This is a genomic window from Streptomyces sp. NPDC006197 (genome assembly GCF_040613865.1).
Lineage (GTDB): Bacteria > Actinomycetota > Actinomycetes > Streptomycetales > Streptomycetaceae > Streptomyces.
In genome coordinates, this window is the sequence record NZ_JBEXSZ010000037.1 from 16,281 (window position 1) to 40,685 (window position 24,405).

General features: G+C 74.1%; 25 protein-coding genes. 10 read left to right on the plus strand and 15 right to left on the minus strand.

What is annotated here, in order from left to right; translation table 11 throughout:
* Nucleotides 1-40: 40 nt before the first annotated feature.
* Together ABZ318_RS14550 and ABZ318_RS14555 are read right to left on the minus strand one after the other, a co-directional pair.
* Entirely contained in the window at nucleotides 41-1,291 is a 1,251-nt protein-coding gene (locus tag ABZ318_RS14550) for an FAD-dependent oxidoreductase (RefSeq protein ID WP_356902835.1), read from the minus strand.
* 26 nt (nucleotides 1,292-1,317) lie between these two features.
* Nucleotides 1,318-2,628, minus strand: coding sequence for an ATP-grasp domain-containing protein (locus tag ABZ318_RS14555; protein WP_356902800.1), 1,311 nt, complete (start codon nucleotides 2,626-2,628; stop codon nucleotides 1,318-1,320).
* Nucleotides 2,629-2,784: 156 nt separating this feature from the next.
* Here ABZ318_RS14555 and ABZ318_RS14560 point away from each other — a divergent pair, with 156 nt between their 5' ends.
* A complete protein-coding gene (locus ABZ318_RS14560) occupies nucleotides 2,785-4,281 on the plus strand; it encodes a glycosyl hydrolase (protein ID WP_356902801.1) in 1,497 nt (498 codons plus the stop codon).
* A 27-nt stretch (nucleotides 4,282-4,308) separates the two neighbouring features.
* On the opposite strand, the gene ABZ318_RS14565 is transcribed toward ABZ318_RS14560, so the two are convergent.
* From ABZ318_RS14565 to ABZ318_RS14605, 9 genes are all read right to left on the minus strand, one after another.
* The gene (locus tag ABZ318_RS14565; protein WP_356902802.1) at nucleotides 4,309-5,454 is read right to left on the minus strand and encodes a GNAT family N-acetyltransferase; all 1,146 of its coding nucleotides are present in this window, start codon (nucleotides 5,452-5,454) and stop codon (nucleotides 4,309-4,311) included.
* Entirely contained in the window at nucleotides 5,451-6,128 is a 678-nt protein-coding gene (locus tag ABZ318_RS14570) for a lipopolysaccharide biosynthesis protein (RefSeq protein WP_356902803.1), read from the minus strand. Before ABZ318_RS14570 ends, ABZ318_RS14565 begins: the two co-directional genes overlap by 4 nt.
* Before the next feature lie 13 nt (nucleotides 6,129-6,141).
* Nucleotides 6,142-7,275 carry a glycosyltransferase gene (locus ABZ318_RS14575; RefSeq protein ID WP_356902804.1) on the minus strand — a complete coding sequence of 378 codons (1,134 nt, stop codon included), beginning with the start codon at nucleotides 7,273-7,275 and terminating at the stop codon, nucleotides 6,142-6,144.
* Nucleotides 7,272-8,072: a polysaccharide deacetylase family protein gene (locus ABZ318_RS14580; protein WP_356902805.1), complete on the minus strand. Its 801-nt coding sequence runs from the start codon at nucleotides 8,070-8,072 to the stop codon at nucleotides 7,272-7,274. The genes ABZ318_RS14575 and ABZ318_RS14580 overlap by 4 nt, the downstream gene beginning before the upstream one ends.
* Nucleotides 7,972-9,864, minus strand: coding sequence for a lipid II flippase MurJ (locus ABZ318_RS14585; protein ID WP_356902836.1), 1,893 nt, complete (start codon nucleotides 9,862-9,864; stop codon nucleotides 7,972-7,974). Before ABZ318_RS14585 ends, ABZ318_RS14580 begins: the two co-directional genes overlap by 101 nt.
* A gap of 211 nt (nucleotides 9,865-10,075) precedes the next feature.
* The gene (locus ABZ318_RS14590; RefSeq protein ID WP_356902806.1) at nucleotides 10,076-11,386 is read right to left on the minus strand and encodes an O-antigen ligase family protein; all 1,311 of its coding nucleotides are present in this window, start codon (nucleotides 11,384-11,386) and stop codon (nucleotides 10,076-10,078) included.
* Between the two features lie 2 nt (nucleotides 11,387-11,388).
* Nucleotides 11,389-12,840, minus strand: a complete 1,452-nt coding sequence (locus ABZ318_RS14595) for a sugar transferase (protein WP_356902807.1) — start codon at nucleotides 12,838-12,840, stop codon at nucleotides 11,389-11,391.
* Nucleotides 12,837-13,973 (minus strand): glycosyltransferase family 4 protein, encoded by a 1,137-nt coding sequence (locus ABZ318_RS14600; RefSeq protein WP_356902808.1) that lies wholly within the window; start codon nucleotides 13,971-13,973, stop codon nucleotides 12,837-12,839. The genes ABZ318_RS14595 and ABZ318_RS14600 overlap by 4 nt, the downstream gene beginning before the upstream one ends.
* Before the next feature lies 1 nt (nucleotide 13,974).
* On the minus strand, nucleotides 13,975-15,033 hold the full coding sequence (locus tag ABZ318_RS14605; protein WP_356902809.1) for a DUF3344 domain-containing protein: 1,059 nt from the start codon (nucleotides 15,031-15,033) through the stop codon (nucleotides 13,975-13,977).
* A gap of 382 nt (nucleotides 15,034-15,415) precedes the next feature.
* On the opposite strand from ABZ318_RS14605, the gene ABZ318_RS14610 reads away from it, so the two are divergent.
* From ABZ318_RS14610 to ABZ318_RS14635, 6 genes are all read left to right on the plus strand, one after another.
* Nucleotides 15,416-15,655, plus strand: coding sequence for a chaplin (locus ABZ318_RS14610; protein WP_356902810.1), 240 nt, complete (start codon nucleotides 15,416-15,418; stop codon nucleotides 15,653-15,655).
* A 276-nt stretch (nucleotides 15,656-15,931) separates the two neighbouring features.
* Nucleotides 15,932-16,393 (plus strand): hypothetical protein, encoded by a 462-nt coding sequence (locus ABZ318_RS14615; protein WP_356902811.1) that lies wholly within the window; start codon nucleotides 15,932-15,934, stop codon nucleotides 16,391-16,393.
* Between the two features lie 223 nt (nucleotides 16,394-16,616).
* Nucleotides 16,617-16,880, plus strand: coding sequence for a hypothetical protein (locus ABZ318_RS14620; RefSeq protein WP_356902812.1), 264 nt, complete (start codon nucleotides 16,617-16,619; stop codon nucleotides 16,878-16,880).
* Between the two features lie 234 nt (nucleotides 16,881-17,114).
* Nucleotides 17,115-18,176 (plus strand): hypothetical protein, encoded by a 1,062-nt coding sequence (locus tag ABZ318_RS14625; RefSeq protein ID WP_356902813.1) that lies wholly within the window; start codon nucleotides 17,115-17,117, stop codon nucleotides 18,174-18,176.
* A gap of 123 nt (nucleotides 18,177-18,299) precedes the next feature.
* On the plus strand, nucleotides 18,300-18,812 hold the full coding sequence (locus tag ABZ318_RS14630; protein ID WP_356902814.1) for a hypothetical protein: 513 nt from the start codon (nucleotides 18,300-18,302) through the stop codon (nucleotides 18,810-18,812).
* A gap of 299 nt (nucleotides 18,813-19,111) precedes the next feature.
* Complete coding sequence (locus ABZ318_RS14635) at nucleotides 19,112-19,396, plus strand: chaplin (protein ID WP_356902815.1); 285 nt, start codon at nucleotides 19,112-19,114, stop codon at nucleotides 19,394-19,396.
* 64 nt (nucleotides 19,397-19,460) lie between these two features.
* Here ABZ318_RS14635 and ABZ318_RS14640 read toward each other — a convergent pair whose 3' ends face one another.
* Both ABZ318_RS14640 and ABZ318_RS14645 read right to left on the minus strand, forming a co-directional pair.
* The gene (locus tag ABZ318_RS14640; protein ID WP_356902816.1) at nucleotides 19,461-20,327 is read right to left on the minus strand and encodes a tyrosinase family protein; all 867 of its coding nucleotides are present in this window, start codon (nucleotides 20,325-20,327) and stop codon (nucleotides 19,461-19,463) included.
* Entirely contained in the window at nucleotides 20,311-20,712 is a 402-nt protein-coding gene (locus ABZ318_RS14645; RefSeq protein WP_356902817.1) for a tyrosinase family oxidase copper chaperone, read from the minus strand. Before ABZ318_RS14645 ends, ABZ318_RS14640 begins: the two co-directional genes overlap by 17 nt.
* A 150-nt stretch (nucleotides 20,713-20,862) precedes the next feature.
* Here ABZ318_RS14645 and ABZ318_RS14650 point away from each other — a divergent pair, with 150 nt between their 5' ends.
* The 3 genes from ABZ318_RS14650 to ABZ318_RS14660 are packed head-to-tail and all read left to right on the plus strand — an operon-like array spanning nucleotide 20,863 to nucleotide 23,062.
* Nucleotides 20,863-21,366, plus strand: coding sequence for a DUF5949 family protein (locus ABZ318_RS14650; protein ID WP_356902818.1), 504 nt, complete (start codon nucleotides 20,863-20,865; stop codon nucleotides 21,364-21,366).
* 17 nt (nucleotides 21,367-21,383) lie between these two features.
* Entirely contained in the window at nucleotides 21,384-22,031 is a 648-nt protein-coding gene (locus ABZ318_RS14655; protein ID WP_356902819.1) for a vitamin K epoxide reductase family protein, read from the plus strand.
* An 11-nt stretch (nucleotides 22,032-22,042) separates the two neighbouring features.
* On the plus strand, nucleotides 22,043-23,062 hold the full coding sequence (locus ABZ318_RS14660) for a hypothetical protein (RefSeq protein ID WP_356902820.1): 1,020 nt from the start codon (nucleotides 22,043-22,045) through the stop codon (nucleotides 23,060-23,062).
* Here the strand turns inward: ABZ318_RS14660 and ABZ318_RS14665 are convergent.
* Together ABZ318_RS14665 and ABZ318_RS14670 are read right to left on the minus strand one after the other, a co-directional pair.
* Nucleotides 23,045-23,638: a TetR family transcriptional regulator gene (locus ABZ318_RS14665; protein WP_356902821.1), complete on the minus strand. Its 594-nt coding sequence runs from the start codon at nucleotides 23,636-23,638 to the stop codon at nucleotides 23,045-23,047. The genes ABZ318_RS14660 and ABZ318_RS14665 overlap by 18 nt on opposite strands.
* 44 nt (nucleotides 23,639-23,682) lie before the next feature.
* Nucleotides 23,683-24,369, minus strand: a complete 687-nt coding sequence (locus tag ABZ318_RS14670) for a hemolysin III family protein (RefSeq protein ID WP_356902822.1) — start codon at nucleotides 24,367-24,369, stop codon at nucleotides 23,683-23,685.
* Nucleotides 24,370-24,405 lie beyond the last annotated feature (36 nt).

Here is a 24,405-nt window from a genome sequence, read left to right on the forward strand (position 1 = left end):
CCGACCCCGGAGAGCGTCCGCTCCCGGGGCCGGCCCTCCGTCATGCCGAGACCGGCGCCCTCCCGCCCGTACGCGGCCGGCCCGGGGCCCCGGCGCCCGCCCGCAGCCGCTGCCGGACCCCCTTCACGAGCCGTCCCGCCGTGTACTCGGCGCCGAAGACGAACCGCATCGACGGCCCGTACGAAGGCGCCGTGAGCAGACCGGCGAGGAAGAGGCCCGGCCAGGAGGACTCGAAGAGGCCGCCGACCTCCGGGGCGCCGCCCGCGCCGACCCTGCGCAGCGCCCCGCGCAGCGCGGGGGAGAGGACCCCGGCCCGGTCGAGGCTCGGGGTGAAGCCGGTGGCCGCGATCACGTGGTCCGTCTCCAGGACGGTCGTCCCGTCCGGGCCCGCCACGTCGAGCCGGAGCCGCTCGTCCCCGGTCGCCGTCGCCGAGGCGATGCGGTGCCCGAGGCGGACGTCGCCGACCGCCGCGAACCGCTCGCGGAGCCACCAGGCGCCCGCCGGGCCGAGCGCCCGGTGGAAGATCCGCTCCCGGGTGGCGGCGGGCAGCCGCCGGAAGATCCCGGGGGTGTCCGCGTACAGCCTGTTCCGCCAGCCGCAGCCGAGTCCCGTGTGCGGGGCGCGCAGCGAGGGCCACAGGCCGCGGTCGAGGGCCGGCGGCAGGGTGTTCCAGTTCAGCCGGTCGGCCCGGGCGACGATCCGCACGGCGGCGGCGCCCCGCTCGGTGAGGAGCGCGGCGGTCTCCAGGGCCGCCTGGCCGGCCCCGACGACGGTGACGTCCCGGCCGGCGAAGCCGTCGAGCTCGCCGTGGTGGCTGGAGTGGGTGACGTACCGCCGGGGCAGTCCCCGCAGGGGCTCGGGGAGCTCGATGAACGGCAGGACTCCGACGGCGAGCGCCACCGTCCGGGTGCGCAGCGACTCGCCGTCCTCGGTGCGCAGCTCGAAGCCCCCGGCGGCGGGCGCGACCGACCGGATGAGCCGATCGTCGAGGACGGGCACGGCCTGCCGGGCGAACCAGTCGCCGTACGCGGCGAAGAAGTCCACCGGGAGGGGCACCCCGTGCTCGGCGCGGACGCCCCTGGCCGCCGCGTAGGCGTCGAGGCCGTACGTCCCCTCCGGGTCGGAGAGGTGGGAGGCCCAGGGCTCCGACTTCAGGAACATCCCGGAGGGCATGGCGTGCCAGGACTCCATCGAGCGGCCGAAGGTCCTCAGGCGCAGTCCGTGGACGGCGGCGTGGGCGGCCACGGACAGGCCGTAGGGCCCGGCCCCGACCACCACCAGGTCGTACATCGACTTCGGCATCGTGCCTTCCGCGTTCATCGTGGGGCGAGCTGGTCGACGGAGGTGCGGGCCGGGGGCGCCGCGGCGGTGACGTCCGGGGGCGTACGGCGGGACGCGAGCGCCCGGCGGAGCGCGACGAGGGCCTTGCGCAGCAGGTGCGCCAGCCAGGCGCCGCCCATCGCGAGCGCGGGCGCCGGATCGTCGGCCGCGAACCAGGCGCACTCGGTCCGGCCCCGGGCCGGGCCGGGCTCGGGGGCGTACCGGCGGCGCGGGGAGGCGAGCAGCGAGAGCGCCGCGTAGTTCTCGACCAGGAACCGGCGGCCGTACACGGGGGAGTGCGGCGGTACGGGGCGGCCGGTGAGGTCCAGGTGCAGCGCCCGGACCACGTCCAGGCCGTCCGGGTCGGTGAAGAGCCGGAACTGGGCGCCGGGCCGGGGGTTGAAGTCGAGCAGGTGGTACGCCCCGGTCGCCCTGTTCACCCGGAAGTCCAGGTCGCACACGCCCCGGTACCCCAGCGCGTCGAGGAGGTCGCGGGCCGTCCGTTCGACGGTCGGGTTCACCGTCCAGCGGCCGGAGGCCGTGAGCCCGGCCCCGTCCGGCCAGGAGCGCTCCTTGCGCCCGGTCGCCCCGGGCGAGCAGCGGCCCGTGGAGTCCACGTACCCGTGGAAGAACCAGTCGAGGTCCCGGCCCGCCGGCAGCAGCTCCTGGAGCAGCAGCCGGCTGCCGGCCTCCGGGGTGCGGGCGTACAGCTCCCGCACCTCGGCCGGGGAGCGCACGATCGAGGTGCTCCGCAGCCCGCCGCCGGCCGGGAGCAGCCACGGGCGGCTCCATTTGGCGACGACCGGGAGGCCGAGCGACCACGCCATGGCGGCGGCCTCGTCGGCGTCGTCGGGGAGCTCGGTACGGGGGTGGGGCAGGCCCAGGCCCGCGCAGGTCTCGGCGAGCTCCGCCTTGTCCGCGACCCTCAGCAGCTGCTCCTCGGTCTGCTCGGGCAGCAGGAGGCGCGGGGCGAGCGCGGAGCGGCGGCGGGCCAGGGCGAGGGCGCTGACGTCGTCCAGCGGCACGGCGAGGACGGGATGTGACGGGTCATCGGTGATCTCGTCCGCGACGCGGGTCAGGAGCTCGGCGAGCTCGACGGCGGAGTCGGTCCCGGGGCGGACGCGGACCGAGCGGAGATGGCGGGAGCGGGCGACCGGACTGGTGCTCGATTCGATGACGGCGTGGACCGGAATTCCCGCCCGTCCCAGCGAACGCGCGGCGCCGAGGGTGCCGTGATGGAAGGGATTCCGGTCGAGCCGTACGAGGACGGCGGGGACGCTGGTGTCGAAACGCTGACGGCGCGGCACGGCATGCCCTTCATCTCGGGTGCCCCAACTGGGCGATGAAATCCTCTAATGGACTACTGATCAAGGGAAGCCGAGCTCACGGTCGGCCCATTAGGAATACTTTCGGAACATCGGATTGACGGATCATCAAATGGCGTACGACGTGAAGGAGTGGCCATGGCATCTGCATACCGGAGAAGATCGAGAACGTGGCTGGGGGTGTTCACCGCCGGTCTCCTCGCTTCGGGCTCAGTCGTGCTCTCCTCCCCCGCCCACGCCACCGAATCCGTGACGACGGACCCCGGGCCGATCGCCGCCGGCGCCATGGGCGCCTTCCTCGACTCGGGCAGGCTCGGCGTCACCCGCATCAGGCAGCTCGAACGCTGGCTCGGCGGCCACGAGCTCCGCGTCGGTCACACCTACCTCCCGGGCGACCTCTGGTCGAACATCGAGGGGACCCCCGGCTTCCTGGAGGCCTGGGCCGACTGGCGCAACGAGCGCGTCAACCGCATGTTCGTCCTCAACGTGCCCATGCTGGAGCGCAACGAGGCCCGCCTCTCCGACCGCGAGGTCCGCCGCCAGCTCCAGCTCGGCGCCGCCGGGTACTACGACCACCACTTCACGACCCTCGCCGAACGCCTCGTCGAACAGGGCGCCAGGGACACCGTCGTCGTCCTCGGCTGGGAGATGAACGGCACCACCTACAGCCACCGGTGCGCCCCCGACCCCACGGCGTGGAAGAAGTACTGGAACCGCATCGTCACCGCGATGCGTTCCGTACCGGGCCAGAAGTTCCGTTTCGACTTCAATCCGAGCCGCGGCCTCGACGCGATTCCGTGGACCGAGTGCTACCCGGGCGACGACGTCGTCGACATCATCGGCATGGATTCGTACGACCAGCCGTCCGGAAGCAGTTTCGACCGGCACGTCAGCGAACCGTACGGGCTCCAGAAGCAGGTCGATTTCGCCGCCGAGCACGGGAAGCGGATCTCCTATCCCGAATGGGGGCTCTTCCGGAACGGCGACAACCCGGAATACATCCGGCGCATGCTGGAATGGATGAAGCAGCACAAGCCGCTGTACCACACGATCACCGACTACTGCCCGCACGGCGTCTGGCAGTGCGACAACAACCCGCAGTCGTCGCTGGTGTTCCGCCAGATGCTGTACGGCTCGGAACCGCACTTCCCGACGGACCCGACGATCCCGGAGCCGGAGCCGAAGCCGGAACCCAAGCCGGAACCGAAGCCCGAGCCGAAGCCGGAGCCGAAGCCTGAGCCGAAGCCGGAACCCAAGCCCGAGCCCAAGCCCGAGCCCAAGCCGGAACCGAAGCCTGAGCCGAAGCCCGAGCCCAAGCCTGAGCCGAAGCCGGAACCCAAGCCCGAGCCCAAGCCCGAGCCCAAGCCGGAACCCAAGCCTGAGCCGAAGCCCGAACCCAAGCCTGAACCGAAGCCCGAACCCAACCCCGACTGCTGGGCCGTGGACCTCGGTTCGTGGGTGGAAAGCTGGCTCGGTGGGGCCGTCTGTGTCCCGAAGGACGAGTGGAAGGACGAAGTCGACCTCGACTGGAAGGAAACCCTGAAGGACGAAGTCGACCTCGACTGGAAGGACGCCCTGAAGGACGAGGTCGACCTCGACTGGAAGGACGCCCTGACAGGGGTCTGGCCCTTCTGACGTCCCTCACGGTGGCGGTGGCGGAGCTCATCCGCCGCCACCGCCACCGCGGCCGAGCACCCGCCCCACCCAGGCCCGTTCCCGCGCCTGCCGGGCCGCCCAGCGGCGGGCGTCGGCCGCGCCCGCGCGCAGCCACAGGAGCGGGGCCGTACCGCGCCCGGCGAGGAGCAGACGCCGGTTGCGCACCGGTTCGGGACGCCAGTGCTGCTTGTACGACTCGCTGCCCCGCAGCATGCTGAGCGTGGCCCGCCCGCCCGCGCTGGTCTCGCGCGCCCCGTGCCGGAGCAGCATCGTCGCCACGTCGACCTTGCGGGCGCGCAGCGCCGGGTCGGCGCCGTACAGGTAGCCGCCCGCGAGCCGCGGGGACATCAGGGTCAGGTCGGCGGCGACCACGTCCCCGGCGAGCCGGAACTCGGTGACCATCGCGTCGCCGCGCTCGACCATGGGCCGGACGGCACGGGTGAGGTGCTGGGCGAACCGCTCGCTGGTGTGCTCGGCGGTCACACCCCGGCCCTGCCACTGGAGCTGGTGGAGCTTCAGGAGCCGGTCGAGGGCGGCGGGCACCTCCTCGCCGGTCACCACGCGCGCGTCGATGCCGAGCGCGTCCAGCTTCCGCAGCTTGGCGCGGACCCGCTGGGCCTTCCCGGACGGGATCCGTTCGAGGAGCCCCTCCATGGGGACGGCGGGCAGCTCCAGACAGAGCGAGTCGGGCAGCCGGCGGCGCGGGCCGCGCCAGTGGGCGAAGACGCGTTCGCTGGCCGCCCCCGGCCGGACCTCCCGCAGGTCGACGACCGCGCCCCGGGCGGCCCGCGCGACGGCCCCGGCGAGGGCGGACGCCGCCTCCGGGCAGGCGTCGTCGAGGAGGACGTCCGTGAAGTCGGTGATGCTGCCGCCGAGCTGGGTGAGGACGGGCAGCGGCCCGCGGGCCCGCATCAGGGGCGCGGCGGCGACGAGTTCGCCGCCCTCCCGTCGTACGAGCACCACCCGCAGCGCACCGGGCCGGCCGTACGAGAGCCACCAGGAGTGCAGCCAGGAGTGGGACTGGAAGGGGGTGGCGGAGGAGCAGCGCCCGTACAGCGCCGTCCACTCGGCCGAAAGCCGCCCGAACTCCTCCTCGTCACGGCAGACCTCGCTCCGCAGGGCTCGCCGGTCGCCCGTGGTTCTCGCGCTCACACCGCCTCCGCCTGGTGCGTGGCGACCGTCGGGGCGGGCACGGCGGCGGACGCGGCCGGTGCGCTCGCCTGCCGGGAGTGCCGGGCCTCGCCGCGCGCGGCGGGACGCTTCGGGCGGACCAGGAGGACCAGGCCGCCGAGGAGGCCGCCCGCGCAGCCGCCGACGAGCGCGGAGAGCGGCGCGGAGGGCGACACGGGCGAGACGGGCTTGGTCGCGCGGGAGAACTGGACGACCTTCACGCCCGTGCTGCCCGCCACGTGCGAGCTGTCGAGGACGAGCGCGCGGGCCACCCCGTCGGCCATCGAGACCGCCTGGGCGGGCTTCGCCGACCGCGCGGTGATCGAGATCATCGGCGCGTCCGGGGAGGTCTCGGCCTGCACGTTCTTCCGCAGGGTGTCGGCGGTGACCCCCGCCCACACCTGGGCGTCGCCGGTCACCGCGATGTCGGTGGCGACCCGCCCGTACGCCTGGGCGAAGCCGACCACCGCCCCCGGGTCGGCCTTCTCGGCCGGTACGACGATGACGTAGCTGGTGGCCGCGTACTCCGGCGCCTTCACGGCTCCGTAGCCGCCGCCGAGGACCGCCCCGGCGAGGACGGCGGCGGGCAGCACCGCCCAGCGGCCGGGGGACCGCAGGCCGGCGGGGAGGAAGGCACGGGGTGGGGTGGTGTTCATCGGACGGGTTCTCTCACTTCGCGGGGGAGGGGGTGCCGTGGACGGCCTGGTCGTAGAGGGACATCAACTGCCGTGCGCTGTGCGCGATGTCGTAGCGGCGGGCGGCCGCCGGCAGCGGGAGCCGGGCGAGCCGGGCGCCTTGGATGCCGCGCAGCGCGGAGATCAGCTCGGGCACGGACTCGCCGATCCGGCGCGCGCCCGGCGCCTCGTCCGGGGGCAGGTCGTCGATCGCCGGGCAGGCCGCGTACAGCACGGGAAGGCCCGCGGCGAGCGCCTCGACGATCGCGAGCCCGAAGGCCTCGTCGGGGGAGGTGGACACGAACACGTCCATGGCGGAGAGGAGTTCGGGCAGGGAGGGCCCGAGCGGGGCGGCGCCCGGCGGGTCCTCGCAGGCCCCGAAGAGGAGGACCCGGCCGGCGGCCCCGCACTCCCGGGCGATCCGCAGCAGCTCCTCGCGGTGCTCGCCCTCGCCGACGAGGAGCAGCCGGGCCTCCGGCACCGAGGCCACCGCCCGGACCAACCGGTCGAACCGCTTCCCGGGCGTGAGCCGCCCGACGCCGCCGACGACGTACGCGTCCCGGGGGATGCCGAGCACGCCCCGGACGAGGCGCCGGGCGCGCGCGTCGAAGGCGAACCGGTCGGTCTCGATGCCGTTCGGCACCACCCGGATGCGGTCCGGCGGCACGCCCCAGTCCGCGAGCCGGCGGGCGACGCTGGGCGAGACGGCGACCGTGGAGGTGCCGAGCCGCTCGGACGCCAGATAGAGCGCGCGGGTGCCCGCGGAGAGCGGCCGGCCCTCGATCTGGGTCTCGCCGAGCGAGTGCTCGGTGGCGATGACCCGGCGCACCCCGGCGAGCCGGGCAGCCGCCCTGCCGTACACGCACGCCCGGTAGAGGTGTGTGTGGACGAGGTCGTAGCGGCCCTGCCGGACGATCCGGGCCAGCCGGGGCAGCGCCCCGAGGTCCCGGTTCCCGGCCATGCCGAGGTGGGTGACGGGCGTGCCGTCGGCCTCGATGCCCGCGGCGACCGCGCCCGGATTGGTGAGCGTGACCACCCCGCCGTCCACCGGGAGGTGCCGGAGCAGCAGCCGGAGCTGCTGCTCGGCGCCGCCGATGCCGAGCCCGGTGATGACGTGCAGGACCTTCACGGCGCACCGACCGGGGCCGGGCCGTACGGGGCGGTGAGCAGGTCGGCGGGGTGGCGGCGGCGCAGCGGGTGCAGGACGCGCTTGGCGGCGAGCCGCCAGGGGGTGTCGTTCTCGCCGATGTGGACGCGGGGCAGGGCGTACGTGCCGGTGTGCGGGCCCGGGTCGATCGCGCAGCCGTAGCGGTAGCCGGCCTTGCGCACGGCGTGGATCGCGCGCGGGTCGACCCGCCCGTACGGATAGCAGAAGCCCTCCACCGGCCGGCCGGTCATCTCCTCCAGGAGCTCACGGCTGTGCCGGGTCTCGGCCGCGAGCGTCATGTCGTCGGCCTCGGTCAGCGGGACGTGCCGCAGGCCGTGCGAGCCGATCTCCATGCCGGCGTCGGCGATCCGCCGGATCCCGTCCTCGTCGAGCAGCGGTTTGCGCGGCCCGTCCGAGTCCCAGCCGTTCTCGCCGCCGAGGCGGCCCGGCAGGACGTACACCGTCGCCGTGAACCCGTGCCGGCGCAGCAGCGGCAGCGCCGAGTCGAGGAAGTCCGCGTACCCGTCGTCGAAGGTCAGGCCCACGAGCCCCTTGGCGCGCCCCTCGGCGGTGGCGGCGAGCAGCTCCCGCACCGAGACCCCGCGCAGTCCCCGGTCGCCGAGCCAGTGCAGCTGCCGGGCGAAGCGCACGGGGGAGACGGTCACCCGGTACGGATCGTCAGCGGCGTCCGTGATCGAGTGGTACATCGCGACCCACAGGGGCGGCTTCCACAGGGGCGGCTTCGGCAGCGGACGGCGCGGCGCGGTGGCGGCGGGCATGGGGGGTCCTCCGGAAGGCGGAGCGGGGCAGGGGCGGGATCTCGGGCGCCTTGGCGGCGCAGGCGATGAAGAGCAGGAAGACGCCGGCGACGACCAGGCCGGCGACGGCGACGGCGAGGACGGCGGAGTCGATCGCGAGCTGGCAGAGCCAGCCGGCGCCGGTGGCCCACGCGCTCGCGGTGGCGAGCCGGAGCAGTCCCTCCCCGAGCCGGTCGACGCGGACCGGGACGGCCTGGCGGTGCGCGCCCCGCAGCAGCAGGACGGCGCTGAGGGTGATGCCGAGGGCGTTGGCGGCGGCGATGCCGACCGCGCCCCAGTAGTGGGCGCCGGGGACGCCGGCGGCGGCGGTCGTGGCGAGCCCGGCGGCCATGGCGGCGGCCGGATACCAGAGCGGGCGGGCGGCGGAGAAGTAGCAGCGGACGAGGGCGCCGACCATGGTCTGGCCCAGCAGACCGAGCGCGTACACCCGCATGACGGCGGCGGTGGCGGTGGTGTCGGCGGCGGTGAACTCGCCCCGTTCGAAGAGCAGTTCCACGATCCGGGGGGCGGCGGCGATGACCGTCGAGGAGCCGACGAGCACGACGACCGCGGCGAGCAGCAGATCCCGCTCGACCCGGCGGCGGGCCGCCTCCGGGTCGCCGGCGGCGAGCGCGCGGGCGACCACCGGGAAGCTGACCGTGCACAGCATCAGGGAGAGGATCATCGGCATCTGCGCGACCTTCTGCGCGTAGTTCAGGTGCGAGATGGCGCCGGCGGGCAGCGGCGAGGCGAGGAACCGCTCGATCAGGGTCTGGGACTGGCGGCACAGCGAGAACGCGACGACGGGCGCGATCAGCCCGAGGACCAGGACGCGTCCCTCGCCGGCGGGGGCGGGCGGCCCCTCCGGCCGAGGGGTCCGCCCGGGGGCCCGCAGCGCGCGCAGGAGCGAGGGGGCCTGTACGAGGACCATCAGGACCCCGCCGACGGCGACCCCCGCGGCGGCGGACCGCACCCCCCACGGCTCGCGCAGCACCAGGATCGTGCCGATGATCCCCGTGTTGTACGCCACGTAGATCGCCGCCGGCGGCAGGAACCGGCCGTGCGCCCGCAGCGCCGCCGAGCAGTACCCCACCAGGGCGAAGGACAGCACGCAGGTCCCGGTGAGCCGCGTGCAGTCGACGGCGAGCCCCGGGTCGGGCAGCCCCGGCGCGAGCGCGGCCACGAGCAGCGGGGCCGCGACGATCAGGACGGCGGCGGCGAGGCCGAGGCCGAGGACGATCCGGGGGAGCGTCCCGCGCACCAGCTCGCGCACCGGGTCACCGGGCGGGCCGGCCGAACGGCGGGCCAGGGCGCGGGAGAAGGCGGGCACCAGGATCAGCGCCATCGCGTCCTCGATGAGCAGCGTCGAGGCGAACTCGGGCACTGTCCACGCCACCAGGAACGCGTCGGTCCCGGCCCCGGCCCCGAAGTACCCGGCCATGATCTGGTCCCGCACGAGCCCGAGGACCGCCCCGGCCGCGGTCAGCCCCGCCGTCACGGCCGCCGCCTTCGCCAGGAACCCGCCGCCCCCGGACGCGCCGGTGCGGGTCGCCCGCACGCGGGCGTGCGCCCGGCGCCGACCGTGAGGACCGGCCGGCACCCGCGCGGACACCGCGGTCCGTACGGCCCGCCCCGGGGCCGCCACCGGCGAGGGGGCCGCCCCGCCGGCCCGGCGCGTCACGCGCCGGGCCCCGCCGAGCAGCCCGGCGGAGGCGGCCGGGCCGGCGGCCGGGGTTCCCGGCGTGCCAGTGGCACGCGGCGCACCGGTGGTCATCGGGGCTCCCGGGTCCCCGGGAGCACTCGCCGCCCCCGGAGCGCCCGTCCCCGGCAGCACGACGGCCTCCGGGGCCCACGGGGAGTCCGTGGGGCCCGGAGGCGAGGCCTGCCAGGGGTCGGTCAGCGGGGTGCCGCAGGGCGGCCGGGGTGAGGGGCGCGGCCCGTCGGCCCACGGCGCGTCCGTGGGCTCCGGTTCCCCGGCCCACGGGTCACGCACGCCTCACCTCCGCCAGCGACCACCAGGCCGCCAGGCCGAACACGACCGACATCAGGACCGTCGAGGGGCCGCCGATGTCCGCGTAGAAGAAGTCGACGAGCTGCCAGACGAGCAGGCCCGTCGCGACGAGCGCGCAGTCCGCGCCGAGCCGCTGCCGCCGCAGCGCGCCGACGAGCAGCGCCACCCAGCTCCCGGCCAGGGCGAGGAGACCCACCAGGCCCTGCTCGCTCAGCACCAGGAGGTACATGTTGTGCGGGGAGAGCAGCGGCTGGCGCGCGAAGGCGGCGCCCGCGCCGGCCGTGTCGCTGCCGGAGGAGAGCGCGAGGGAGGCGTTCGAGTCGCGGTACCGGGGGAAGCCCTTGAGGCCGACGCCCGTGACCGGCTCCGCGCGCCACATCCGCCCCGCCGCCGCCCACATCGTGTACCGGTCCGTCACCGACTGGTCCGGCGCGGCCGTCACCTGCGTGATGCTGGTGACCCGCTCCTCCACCATCTCCGAACCGATCCCGAGGCCGCCGACCAGGACCACCCCGAGCGCGGCCGCCGCGAGCGCCACCCGCACCGCCCGCCGGACCCCGGCGAGCAGCAGCTGGATCGCGCAGGTGAGCACGGTCGCGATCCACGCGCCCCGGCTGAACGACAGCACCAGCGGGACGAAGAGGAGAGCCGCGCAGACCGTCGCGACCGTGCGGACGCGGCCGGGACCGCTGCCGAGCGCGATCCCGGTGACGACGACCAGCCCGTACGCCACGACCGTCGCCATGCCCATCACGTCGGTCGCCCCGAAGGTGCCGACGGCCCGGACGTCCTCGCCCTGGTACGAGGCGCCCGTGCCCGTCAGGTACTGGGCGACGCCGACCGCGCCCTGGAGCAGCGCGAACGCGACCAGGCCCCAGGCGATCACGGCGAAGTCCCGCCGGTCGCGGATCGTCAGGAGCACGGCCGCCGGGACGAGGACGAAGACCTGCAGGTAACGGGCGACGCCCGGCAGGCTCGCCGCCGGATCGTTCGAGGTGATCGCGGCCAGGCAGATCCCCAGCACCGGCAGGCCGAGGACGACGGCCGCCGCCCGGGTCAGCGGCCGGGCCCCGCCGCGCAGCACCCGCACCAGACAGATCAGGACGAGGAGCCCGGAGGCCGCGTCCGCGACCGTCCCCGTGCCTCCGGTGCCGCCCTGCGCGCCGCCGCCGCCCGGGACGAGCAGCAGCGCGATCACGGCGAGGACCGGGGACAGCGCCACGGCCCGGCGGAGCAGGTCCCGCACCTCGGCACCCGAGCCGGGCACCGTCACGGCCGTGGCCATCCTCAGCTCCCCGTGGGTCGGACGAGCCCGGCCGCCGTGCGCAGCAGGATGCAGACGTCCTGCCAGAGCGACCAGTGGTCGATGTAGTGGTTGTCGAAGCGGCAGCGGTCCTCGATCGAGGTGTCGCCGCGCAGCCCGTGCACCTGTGCCAGCCCCGTGAGCCCCACCGGCATCCGGTGGCGGGCCGCGTACCCCGCGTGGATCTTGCTGAACTGGGCGACGAAGTACGGGCGTTCGGGCCGCGGCCCGACCAGGCTCATGTCCCCGCGCAGCACGTTCCACAGCTGCGGCAGCTCGTCCAGGGAGGTCTTCCGCAGGAAGCTCCCGGCCGCGCTCATCCGCCGGTCGCCCGCCACGTTCCAGCGGGTCGCCGACTCGGTGTCGTCGGAGGGGCGCAGCGTACGGAACTTGAGCAGCGTGAAGCGGCGCCCGTGCTGGCCCACCCGCTCCTGCCGGAAGAGCACCCCGGGACCGTCCGAGAGCCGCACCGCCAGCGCGCACAGCAGCAGCACCGGCAGCGCGACCGCGAGCGCGGGGGCGGCCAGCACGATGTCGAGGGCCCGCTTCGCGGCCCGCCCGCGCCGCTCGCGCAGCGGGACGATCCGGTGCCAGGCGTATCCCCACATGTGCGCGCCCATCGGCCCGCCCTGGTGCCGGCCGCCGACCCGCCAGGTGGCGCAGCCGTACTGCTGGAAGAGCGTCACCAGGCCCGGGTCGTCGTCGAGGAACACGGCGTCGCGCACGGTGTTCTGGATGACCGCCCGGTGGATCTCCTCGGTCGTGGTGAGCACCGGGAGCCCGGCCTCCCCGGTCGCCCGGGAAGCACCGCCCTGCTCCGGCACGCCCACGATCCCGACCGGCCGCACCCCGTACTCGGGGTGCTGGGCGGCCGCCGCCGCGAACCGGCGCGCGGCCCCCGTCCCGCCGATGACGAGCGCCGACCGCGGATGCTCCCGCGCGATCCGGCGCCGCCGCCCGAGCAGCACGGCGCGGACCAGGCACACCAGGGCGACGTGCGTGCCGTAGGCGGCGCAGAGCCGCAGCGGCCCGATCGCCAGGGCGGGCGAGTACGCGGCGACCGCGGCCGCCGCCAGGCACCAGGCGAATCCGGCGCGGGAGCCCAGCGCGGGCAGTTCGTCGAGGGCCCGGGCGTGCGCGGCCGGCCGGTAGAGCCCCGCGTGTCCGTCGAGGACGAGGACGACCACCACGACCGGCAGCACGAGCCGGGCGTCGTGGTGCGCCGCGCCCAGCACCGACGCGGCGGCGAGGACGGCCAGGGCGTCGACCGCCACGAGCGCCGCCACGCCGGACCGCCGCCGCTCGCGCCGGTGGCGCGGCAGCGCGAGCAGGCCGGCCGTGCCACGGCGCGGCACGAGGGGGGCGCGGCCGAAGGCCTGGCCCGCCGTGGGCCAGGGGCCCGGCGAGGAGGGAACGCTGGTGCTTTCCGTGGTCACTGCGCAATCGGCTCTCTGTGCTCGGCCCCCCGCACTCCGGCCAGCGCGCGGTAGACGTCCGCGACGGCCGCGCCGGTGCGCCGGACATCGAATCTGCTGAGTACGTGCTCGTGGGCCTCGCGGCCCAGGCGGTGCCGCAGCTCCGGCCTGCCGAGGAGGCGGCCCAGAGCGGTGGCGAGCGCTGCCGGGTCCCCGGGCGGGACCAGGCACTGGGGTTCATGGGCGGGCGGCAGGCTCTCGCGCGCGCCGTCCACGTCGCTGACGACGACCGGCCGGCCGGCGGCCATGGCCTCCAGGGGCGCGAGGGCCATGCCCTCCCAGCGGGACGGCAGGACGACCACGTCGGCGGCCCGGTACCAGGGCACGGGGTCCTCGACGGCCCCCGTGAACCGCACCGACGGGCCGGCCGCGGCCCGCAGCGCCTCCGCGTCCGGGCCGTCGCCGACCAGGACGAGCCGGGCCGCGGGCACCTCCGCGAGGACGGCGGGCCAGGCGGCGAGCAGGACGTCCTGCCCCTTCTGCCGGCAGAGCCGGCCCACGCAGACGACCGTGGGCGCCGCGTTGCGGGGCGGCCCGTCGGTGGCGAACCGGGCCGTGTCCACGCCGTTGTGGACGACCGACCAGTCCGCCACGACCCCGGCCGCCTCCCCGGTGCGCCGCTCGGCCTCGCTCACGCAGAGGACGCGGTCCGTCCACCGGGCGCCGAACCGCTCCCAGCACCGGGCGACCGCGGCGGTCCTCCCCTCGACCGCCTCGAAGGACCAGGCGTGCGGCTGGTACACCGTCGGAACGCGTCCCCGTACGGCGAGTCGGGCGCACAGGCCGGCCTTGGCGCTGTGCGCGTGGACGAGCCCGGGCCGGACCGCGCGGACCAGCCGGGCCAGCTCCCGCGTCTCGCGCAGGACGGCGGGCCCGGGGTCGCGGCCGGCCCGCCAGTCGTGGGTCTCGGCGCCCTCGGCGCGGACGGAGGCGGAGAGCCAGGTGCCGGGCGGGCAGGCGACCGCGACCCGCAGGCCGGCGGCGCGCTGGGCGCGGGCCAGGTCGACGACGACACGGGCGACCCCGCCGTCGCCGGGCTGGACCGCGTGCAGGACGGTGACGGATCCGGGGTCCGTGTCGAGTGGTGACAGCACGTCAGCGCCGGACGTCCGCCTGGAGGAAGACCGCGCCGAGCCAGACGGTGTCCTTCCGGCTGCCGACCCGGACGTGGACCCGGTCGCCCCCGGAGCGCAGCGCTCCCCGCAGGTCGAACACGTCGGAGTCGTATCCGAGGGTGTTCGTACGATCCGGTCGGCGTACGGTACGACCGGTGCCGAATTCGGTGACGGTGGAGTTCAGCACGTCGTCCGCGGAATTGGCGGAATCGGAGAGACGGGTGCTCTTCGAACGGCTCGTTTCCACTGACAGGTAATCCCCGGAAGTCCCGCGGTCACCGTCATAGGCGATCAGCCCGAGACGCCCCGAGACACCCTTGGGAAAACGGTTTCCGTCGACCGGGACACGCAGCTCGCCGGCGCGCGGACCGACCGTTTCGAAACCGTCCCAGACACTGATCCTGCGCAGCGGTTCCGAGGCCTTCTCGTACGCGGCGACGAGCGTCCAGCCGCCCCAGCCGCCCACCTTGGAGCGGCCCATCGCCACATTGACCTGCGCGACGGTCCACTGCCCCGGATGCGACCGGCGGACCAGCTGCGTGACGTCGGCGGAGGCCTGGAAGGCGTCGGCGCCGTCGGCCGTGCGGTGGCCGATCACGGAGTCGGCGAGCAGCGCCTTGTACCGCCCCCCGGGCTCGGCGATCAGGACGCGGCCGTTGTCCTTCGGCGGCTTCTGCTCGCCCACCCGCAGGTTCCCGCCCCAGTAGAGCCGGGCCCAGGTGACCCGGGCGCCCGCCGGCACCGCGAGCTCGGCGCGGCTGGAGTTGTACGTGTTGGGGTCGTCGTCCACGTCGACGTACCTGATCGAGGCGCCGTCGTTGACCGACTCGGTGCCCTTCGCACCCTTCGCCGAGGTGTTGGCGGCGCGCACGATCCCACCGTGCTGTACGGCCTGGTGGCGGGCGGTGAACGGGACGCGGGCCGCCTCCCGTGGCCGGGGCGCGGCTGCGGAGGCGCCGGGCAGCGCGGCGGTCAGGGCCGCGCACGACAAGGCGCACAACACGCTGCGACGCACAGCAAGAACCGCTGAATTCCGCATACAGGTTCTCCGCTTTGATGAGAGAAGGGAGGGAAGACCCGAGCAGGCCGGTGGAGAGGAAGGTGTCGTCCGCACGAAATGGGTGAACGCGCGGCGGGCCCGGAAGCAACGTTCGGGAACGTTATAACCCCGATGCGGGGCGATAGTAAGCATTAGATGCCCGGAAACGCTAACTCCCGTATCCGGGCGCCCGGTTCCTCGTTGAGCGTGTTGCGCCATTCCACGCCCAGTCCCTCCAATGGCCCTCTTATGGCCCAAAGATCGGTTGAACGTCACCCGTTCGGGAGAGCAACCGATGAAAAGCCGGGGCGTTGTTGAAGGAGCCGGGCCGAACAGTCCGCGCAGTCCGAGTTGGATGAATTCGATCGAGGAGCACCTCCCCATGTCCCGTATCGCCAAGGCCGTTGCCCTGACCGCCACCGCCGCCGCCACCGTCGCCGGTGCCGCCGGTGTCGCCGCCGCCGACTCCGGCGCCGAGGCCGCGGCCGTGAAGTCCCCCGGTGTCATCTCGGGCAACGTCGTCCAGGTCCCGATCCACGTTCCGATCAACGTCTGCGGCAACACCGTCAGCGTCATCGGCGCGCTGAACCCGGCCTTCGGCAACGCCTGCGTGAACGCCTGATCTCGCACGCCTGATCGGTCCTTCCGAAGCCGGTGCGCCCCCCCCCGCCTGGGTGGGCGCACCGGCTTTTTCCTTGCCGGCGCTGGTCCGGTACTCGTTCGGACGCACTCTTGTGCGCCGTCCGATGCAACGGCGTACGCCTCTCCGGGGGCAGGGTCCGGAGGCGGATTCACCCGAACGGAGACGTGGCGCTGCGTAGTTCTGCGGTTGCGGAGGGCTATAACCGCAGGCACCGTGAGAGGGCAGTTGTCCGACGCATAAGGAAAAGGAACACATATGCGTCCCCTGGCCACGCGCCACCTCACCGCCCTGGCGATATCCGCCGCCCTCACCCTCGGCACGGCGGGACCCGCCTTCGCCGACGAACACCACCCGTCCCCCGCGGTCGACCGGGCCGTGCACGTGCCCCTCCCGGACACCCCCGCCGCCCCCGATCTCCCGGCCACGCTCCTGGCGCCCGAGCTCCCGACGGACGTCGTGTCCGACGCCCTCGCGAGCGTCGAGAAGGCGGTCGCCGCCCTGCTCGCCACCGTCACCTCCGGAGTCGGCGGTGTCGGCGGCGTCGTACCGCAGGTCACCTCCACGCTGACCTCGCTGGTCAACCTGGCCGTCGGCGCCGTGCTCGGCGGCGGACCGCTCACGCTCCCGGCGCTCCCGGCCACCGCACCCGAGCTGCCGGCCAAGCCGCCTGCCGCGGTGCCCGAGCTGCCGGCCAAGCCCCCGCTGCCCGTCCGGTAGCACCCGCACCCCCGTACCGGCCCGGCCTCCGCCGGGCCGGTACGGGCGTGTGCGATCGGCAAATAGCACCGGCCCGCATCGATCGGGTGCAGTACCGAGAAATCCTTCCTCCCGGAGTTTCCGGCGCGCTCACTCCTCGTTACAGAAGCAGAACGATGTACAGGATTCGGCCAAGAGCCCTGTACAGAACGTGACTTGAAAGCACAGAGGAAGGATTCACTCCATGAAGCCCACCAAGGTTGCCGCGGTCTTCGCCGGTTCGCTGATGGCCCTGGGCGCCGCCGCGCCCGCCATGGCCACGGAGGCGCTGACCCCCACCAGCCTGAACGGCGGCCTCGAAGCGATCGCCGCCAACGGGCTCAAGAGCGACATGCTGAGCAGCACCACGGACGGCTCCCCGGTCCAGACCGTGACGAAGGCCGCGGACCAGCTGAACACCGCCACCAAGGGCGCCTCGCTGCTCGGCGGCCTTCCCCTCGGCGGCTGACGTCACCTCAGTGACACCTGCCCCACGGGCACTTACGGCGGGCCTCCGGGCCGCTGTTCCCCACGGTCGGCTGATCGAATGATTTTCTGATCAGCTGCCGTGTGGCCCCGGCTGTGCGCCGGGCGCCGACCCATACCCTCTGGCCGATCCCACGTGAACGTCGGTGCGGATCAGGCCGGTCGGAGCGAGGGGGGATCCTCGCCGGTCTCTCCCTTTCTCCAGAGGAAGAGCGGTATGCGGTCCATCATCAGCAGGAAAGTACTCACCGCGGCGGCAGCGACCGGCATCCTGTCGCTGAGCGGGGGCTTCGCCCTGGCCGCGAACTCCCACCCCGGTACGGGCGACAGGCCCGGCTCCGGCACGCCCGGCCATGTCCGGGCCACCCTGCCGGCGGACGTCTGCGGCACCATGGAGCTCGGCGGGATCGTCGGGGCAGCCGTCGGAGACCTCTGCGCCCACGCGGAGGAACCCGACGGCTACGGCGAGGAGCCGGGCGGCTACGGCGAGGGGCCCGGCGGCTACGGCGAGGGGCCGGGCCCGACGGGGCACCCGACCGGGCACCCGACGGGTCACCCCACCGGGCACCCGACGGGTCACCCCACGGGGCACCCCACGGGTCACCCCACCGGGCATCCGACCGGCCACCCGACGGGTCACCCGACCGGCCACCCCACGGGTCACCCGACCGGCCACCCCACCGGGCATCCGACGGGCCACCCCACCGGGCACCCGACGGGCCACCCCACCGGGCACCCGACGGGACACCCGACCGATCACCCCACGGGTCACCCGACCGGGCACCCGACCGGCCACCCCACGGGTCACCCCACGGGGCATCCGACGGGTCATCCCACGGGTCACCCGACCGGCCACCCCACGGGTCACCCCACCGGGCACCCGACGGGTCACCCCACGGGTCACCCCACGGGTCACCCCACCGGGCATCCGACCGGCCACCCGACGGGTCACCCGACCGGCCACCCCACGGGTCACCCGACCGGCCACCCCACCGGGCATCCGACGGGCCACCCCACCGGGCACCCGACGGGCCACCCCACCGGGCACCCGACGGGACACCCGACCGATCACCCCACGGGTCACCCGACCGACCACCCCACCGACCACCCCACGTGTGAGCAGCCCGCGCCCGGGGAAGGGCCGCATCACGGTTGTGGGGAGCTGCCCGGGACCGGTATGGACCCCGCGCTCATGGGTGCGGCCGCGATCAGCGCCGCACTGGTCATCGGCGGTGGCGTCGTCTACCTCCGCGGTGGACGGCTCGCCCGCCGGCACTGACCCCGTCCCCGTACGCCGGCACCGCGTCAACCCGGGCCCTCGCCTTCACCGGTGAGGGCCCTGCGCGTTGCTGCACATGGGTTAGTCCCGCGACGTTTCGGCCAAGGGGCTCGTTCTCCTCACATGACTCTGCGTTCTCACGCCGGCATGGGACTTCTCATGACCGCGTTCGCCTCCGCCGCCCTGGCCTCTCCCGCCGCCGCCGTCGAGGCCCCGGTGATCGTTCCGCTCCAGGGCCTGGAGCCGGTCCTGCCGATGGACGCGCCGACCGTGGCGACCGGCGTTCCCGTCCCGATGCCCGGCGCGCCCACCGGTTTCCAGAAGGGCATCGGCTCGCTGCCGGACGTCGCCCTGCCCAGCGTCCCGCTGACCGGCACCCTGCCGGAGACCGTCGTCGCCGCCCCGCTGCCCGAGCTCCTCAAGGGCAGCGAGCCCGGCCGCGCCCTGTTCAGCAGTCCGCACTCGGAGATGAAGGCGGCCACCCCGGGCGCCGTCGTCGGCAACCCGGTGGAGGCCCCGCGCGGCAACGGGCTCGCCGGACTGCCGGGCCTGGCGAAGCCCCAGATCGGGCTCCTCACCCCGGTGCTCAGCGGAGCCCTCGACCCGCAGCTGGGGCTGGCGCCGGACGCGGGCTGAGACGTTCGCGTCCCCGTTCATTCGTACGACCGTTGACCGGGCGGGTGAAGACACGATTCTTCCCCGCCACCCCAAGGGCTGTCGGTCGTTGCAAGAGAAGGCTTGTCGCATGGCCGCGGCCCGCGGGCCGAAGGCGTTCCGTCGTATCCGGCGGCGGACGGCATTCGGGTCGCGGGCCATCTCTTCGGTTTTCCTTCTTCCCGTTCGGCTCAATGGCCGTGACCCGCAGCGGTGATCGGCGTTGAACGGAAGTGACGGCCGTGATTCCTGCGGTCGCTTTCCAGCCCAAGGAGTTCTTGATGTCTCGCATCGCGAAGGCTGCCGCTGTTCTCGCCGGCACGGGTGCCGTTGCCCTCAGCGGAGCCGGCCTGGCCGTCGCCAACGCCGACGCCGGGGCCGTCGCCGCCCACTCGCCCGGTGTCGCCTCCGGCAACGCCGTCCAGGTCCCGGTCCACGTCCCGATCAACCTCTGCGGCAACACCGTCAACGTCATCGGTCTGCTGAACCCGGCGTTCGGCAACACCTGCATCAACGTCGACGGCAACGGCGGCCACGACAACGGTGACGGCGGCTACGGCGGCTGATCCCCTCCGCTTCACACGGACGTCCCCCCGGCCGCGGCGGCCGGGGGGACGTCCGTGTGCGGGCTCACGCGTACCGGTAGATCCGGCTGTGGTCGAACATCGACACCGGGGTCACGCCCCAGGGCGCCATCGGCTCGTGCCGGGCGACGACCTTGCGGTACTGCGCGTCGCCCAGGGGCGGCGGCTCCGCCGGCAGATAGGCGGCGCCGGGGTTCCGCTGCTGCCAGCGCGACCAGACCAGGTCGACGAAGGAGTGGTGCAGCCAGAAGACCGGGTCGTTCACGGAGCCGCCGCCGAGCATCAGGCCGCCCACCCAGCGGTGCACCCGGTTGTGGATCCGGAACCGGTCGTTGCCCCGGCCGGGCGCCCAGCCCTCCAGGGCGTTGCGGAAGCCGGTGGCGCTCGTCGAGTTCCAGGGCGCGGCGTCGTACACCCGCTCGCGCATCACCTCGTCGAGCTGGGCGGCGGTGGGGAGCGTGACCGGGTCGCGGGGGCGGCCGAAGTCCCTGGTCAGATAGCGGGTGTCGGTCATCGACTGGGTGATCGTCCACCGCCCGGCGGAGTGCGCGAACGGGCCCGTCATCACCTGGAGGTCGGCCCGGCGCCCGTTGCCGCCCATGAAGTCCTCGCGCCAGATCGAGGAGGCCGGGGAGTTGTCCCGGGTCCAGTCCCAGTACGGGACGGAGACCGTCGGGTCGATCCGGCGCAGGGCCGTCTCGAACTCCAGCAGGAACTTGCGGTGCCAGGGCAGGAAGCTCGGCGTCATGTGGGCGGTCCGGAGCCGGCCCTCCCCGTCGGCCGTGTAGTAGTCGATGTGGGTGCGGACGAAGCGGTCGTACGCACCGGTGCGCTTGAGCTCCAGGACGGCGGCGACGAACTTGCGGCGCTCGGCGCCGGTCAGGTCGCGCTGGTTCTTACGCGTGTACACCACGCGGGCTCCCTCCCGTCGGGTCGGTGGGGACGCCGTGGACGCCCGCGAGGGGGGAGAGCCGGGCGGTGCCCAGTTCGTCCACGGCCGCGCGGGTGGCCGCCAGGGGCGTCGGGCAGGACTCGTAGTGGTCGATCGGGGTGACGTAGCCGCCGTCGGCGCAGCGCATCAGGTGCAGGGGCCGGCCGTCGACGAGGGCCGTCGGCTCGCCGCCGGGGCCGGAGAAGCCCAGGAGGCGACGGCCCCGGTACATCTCGTCGAAGGCGTGCGGATCGCGCGTGCCCTCCGATTCCGGTCGGCTCGCGATACGGCCGAGCGCACCGCCCGTGAGGGCGGTGACGGCAAGGGCGAACAGGGACCGCAGTGCGACGCGGCGCGGGACGATCATCAGTGATCTCCTGGTGGTCGGCTTATGCCCTCAGGGCACAACGATGAAAACCCGGGTTCGTTGCGGCGGAAATGCCAGCGGTGTGAATGTCGGCCGTTCGGGTGAAAGTGGCGCGGGGAAAGGGTGGTTGGAGCATTAGCATCCGGTTTCATGACCACTTCCCACGTCGTTTCCTCGGCGCGCAGCGCCTCTCCGCTGGGAACTCTCACGGTGATTCCGTGGGCCAGCGAGCCCTCCGCCGACTCGGCGGGCACGCCGTTCCTGATGGCGTATTCGCTCGGTGACGGCCGGGACGGCCCGGAGGGCGGTCAGCAGGCGATGCGCGCGGCCCTGGAGTCGATGAACCTCTCGGTCGGCGACCGGCTCTTCGATCTGGAGAAGGACGCCGGGATCAACGCCACGCTGCTCGTCGAGGGCGGTTCCGCCGTACTCACCCTGCCCTTCCTGAAGGTCCAGTGCCCGGTGCCGGAGGAGTGGGAGGCGGCCGCCCACGCCCAGGGCAAGGTCTACTTCCTCTGCTCCGTGCGTCCCTGGTCCGAGGGCGTGCCCGGACAGCCCGTCGACGAGGAGCGGCTGCGGGCCTTCGTCTCGGACGAGGAGATGCTCGCCGACTGCGCCCACGTCCTGGTGCCGGTCCGCCGCATCCAGGGCTGAGCGGGAGGAGCCGCGTCATGACGACGGTGGACGTACGGGACGGGGTGCCGGGCCAGCGGCGGGACGAGACCGCGCGGGAGACCGGCGGACCGGTCGGCGCGAGCCGGGCCCTGGCCTGGCTGCTGGTCGTCACCGGGGCCGCGGGCGTGCTCGCCGGCTGGGTGATCACGATCGACAAGTTCCTGCTCCTGGAGGACCCCGGCTTCCAGCCCGGGTGCAGCCTGAACCCGGTCGTGTCCTGCGGCAACATCATGAAGAGCGAGCAGGCGGCGGTGTTCGGCTTCCCGAACCCGATGCTCGGGCTCGTCACGTACGCCGTCGTCGTCGCCGTCGGTGCCGGGCTGCTCGCCGGGGCCCGCTACCGGGGCTGGTTCTGGCTCGGCCTCAACGCCGGGATGCTCTTCGGGGTCGGCTTCTGCACCTGGCTGATGTACCAGTCGCTGTACGAGATCAACGCGCTCTGCCTGTGGTGCTGCCTCGCCTGGGCCGCCACCCTCACCATGTTCTGGTACGTCACCGCGCACAACGTCCGGGAGCGCCTGCTGCCCGCCCCGGCGGGGCTGCGGACCTTCCTCGGCGAGTTCGCCTTCGCCCTGCCGGCCTTGCACATCGGGATCATCGGGATGCTGATCGCGACCCGCTGGTGGGACTTCTGGACGAGTTGAGACGAGCTGACGTGAGCCGCCTCCCCACCTGGTTCACCTGGCCGCGGGCCGCACTGACCGTGCTGCTCGCGGCCGTTGTCGTGCTCCTCCTGCTGCCCGACCGGTTCGTGCCGGGCGGCCGGCACACCGGGACGGGGACCGTGCCCGGGCAACAGCCGCTGCCGGGCGTCCCGTCGGGGTTCTTCACGGGCTCCGACGAGGCCGGGGTGCGGCGGATCGCGCAGGTGCAGGCCTGGCTCGGCGGCGACTCCCTGACCGTCGGCCACACCTATCTGCCGGGCGACCGCTGGTCCAACATCGAGGGGCACCCGGCGCTCTTCGGGCCCTGGGCGCGCTGGAAGGCCGAGCGGCCGGGGCGCCTCTTCGTGCTGAACGTGCCGATGCTCGACCGTAACGAGGCCGGGCTTTCGGACGCCGAGGTGCGGACCGGGCTGCGGCAGGGCGCGGACGGGGCGTACGACGGGCACTTCCGTACCCTGGGGGAGCGGCTCGTGGAGCACGGGCTCGGCGACGCGGTCCTGGTGCTCGGCTGGGAGATGAACGGCACCACGTACGGCCATCGTTGCGGGCCTGACCCGACGGCCTGGAAGGCGTACTGGCGGAGGGTGGCAGGGGTGTTGCGGGGGGTGCCGGGGCAGCGGTTCCGCTTCGACTTCACGCCGAGCCGGGGGCTCGACGCGATCCCCTGGCCGCACTGCTACCCGGGCGACGACGTGGTGGACATCATCGGGATGGACGCCTACGACCAGCCCGCCGGGCTCTCCTTCGAGGAGCAGGTGGACGAGGAGTACGGGCTCGGGCACCACGTGCGCTTCGCGGCGGCGCACGGCAAGCCCGTCTCGTACCCGGAGTGGGGGCTCTTCAGGAACGGGGACAACCCGGCGTACGTACGGGGGATGCTGGACTGGTTCGCGGCGCACCGGCCCGTGTACCAGACCGTCACCGACTACTGCCCGCACGGGGTGTGGGAGTGCGCCGACAATCCGGAGTCGGCGCGGATCGTGCGGGCCGCGCTAGGAGACCGGCCGTGAGGGCGTCAGGCCGCTCCTGAGGGTGCCGACCGTCCGGTCGAGGAGGGCGACGAGGTCGTCGGTGCTGCCGTGCTCGGCCCAGTACAGGGTCGCCTCGCGCAGGGCGCCGAGGGCCGCCGCCGTGAAGACCCGTACCTCCAGGTCGTCCGCGTCCCGGCCGGTGCGGTCGGCGATCGCGCCGGCGAGGCGGCGGCCGGTGACCGCGGTGGTCTCGGTGAACCGGGCGCGGACGGCGGGGATCTCCGCCATGAGCCGGGCGCGCAGCCGGGTCTCCTCGGGCTCCTCGGCGAGGGCGGTGCGGACGGCTTCGAGGACGACCGCCCGGAGCGAGGCGAGGGGTTCCTCGCCGGCGGGGCGGGCGCGCAGCCGGGCCTCGAGCTCCTCGTCGTTCTCGGCGGTGAGGAGGATGTCCTCCCGGACCGGGAAGTAGCGCACGACGGTGGAGGGGGAGACCTCGGCGGCCTCGGCGATGCGCTCGGTGGTGGCGGCGTCCCAGCCCTGCTCCGAGGCAAGCCGGTAGGCGGCCTCCCGGATCGCCGCGCGGGTCTTCGCCTTCTTGCGTTCGCGCAGGCTCATGGCCCTCATTGTCCCAGGCCGGGCGGACCGGTCGGACGGGCCGGTCAGGCGTGCTGGTACGCCACCAGCGAGATGCCGACGTAGTGGACGATGAAGGCCGCCAGGGTCAGCGAGTGGAAGACCTCGTGGAAGCCGAACCAGCGCGGCGAGGGGTTCGGGCGCTTGATGCCGTAGATGACACCGCCCGCGCTGTAGAGCAGTCCGCCGACGATGACGAGGACGAGGACGGCGATGCCGCCCGCGCGCATGAAGTCGGGCAGGAAGAAGACGGCGGCCCAGCCCATCGCGATGTAGCAGGGCGTGTACAGCCAGCGAGGGGCACCGACCCAGAAGACGCGGAAGGCGATGCCGGCGGCGGCCGCCGCCCAGACCGCCCACATGAGCGGCTTCGCCGTGGAGTCGGGGAGCAGCAGCAGGGTGAGCGGGGTGTAGGTGCCCGCGATGATCAGGAAGATGTTGGCGTGGTCGAGGCGCCGGAGCACGGCCTCGCCGCGCGGGCCCCAGTCGCCGCGGTGGTACAGCGCGCTGATGCCGAAGAGCAGGCAGGCGGTGAGGGCGTAGATCCCGCAGGCGATGCGGGCGCGGGGCGAGTCGGAGAGGGCGACGAGGGCGAGGCCCGCGACGATCACGGCGGGGAACATGCCCGCGTGCAGCCATCCTCTGAGCCGGGGCTTCGGCGGGAGCGGCAGGGCGCGCTCGATCGGGGGCACTTCCGACGTGGCTGAAGTCATGAGACCGAATCCTAGCTACGCACCCGTAGGTATCGG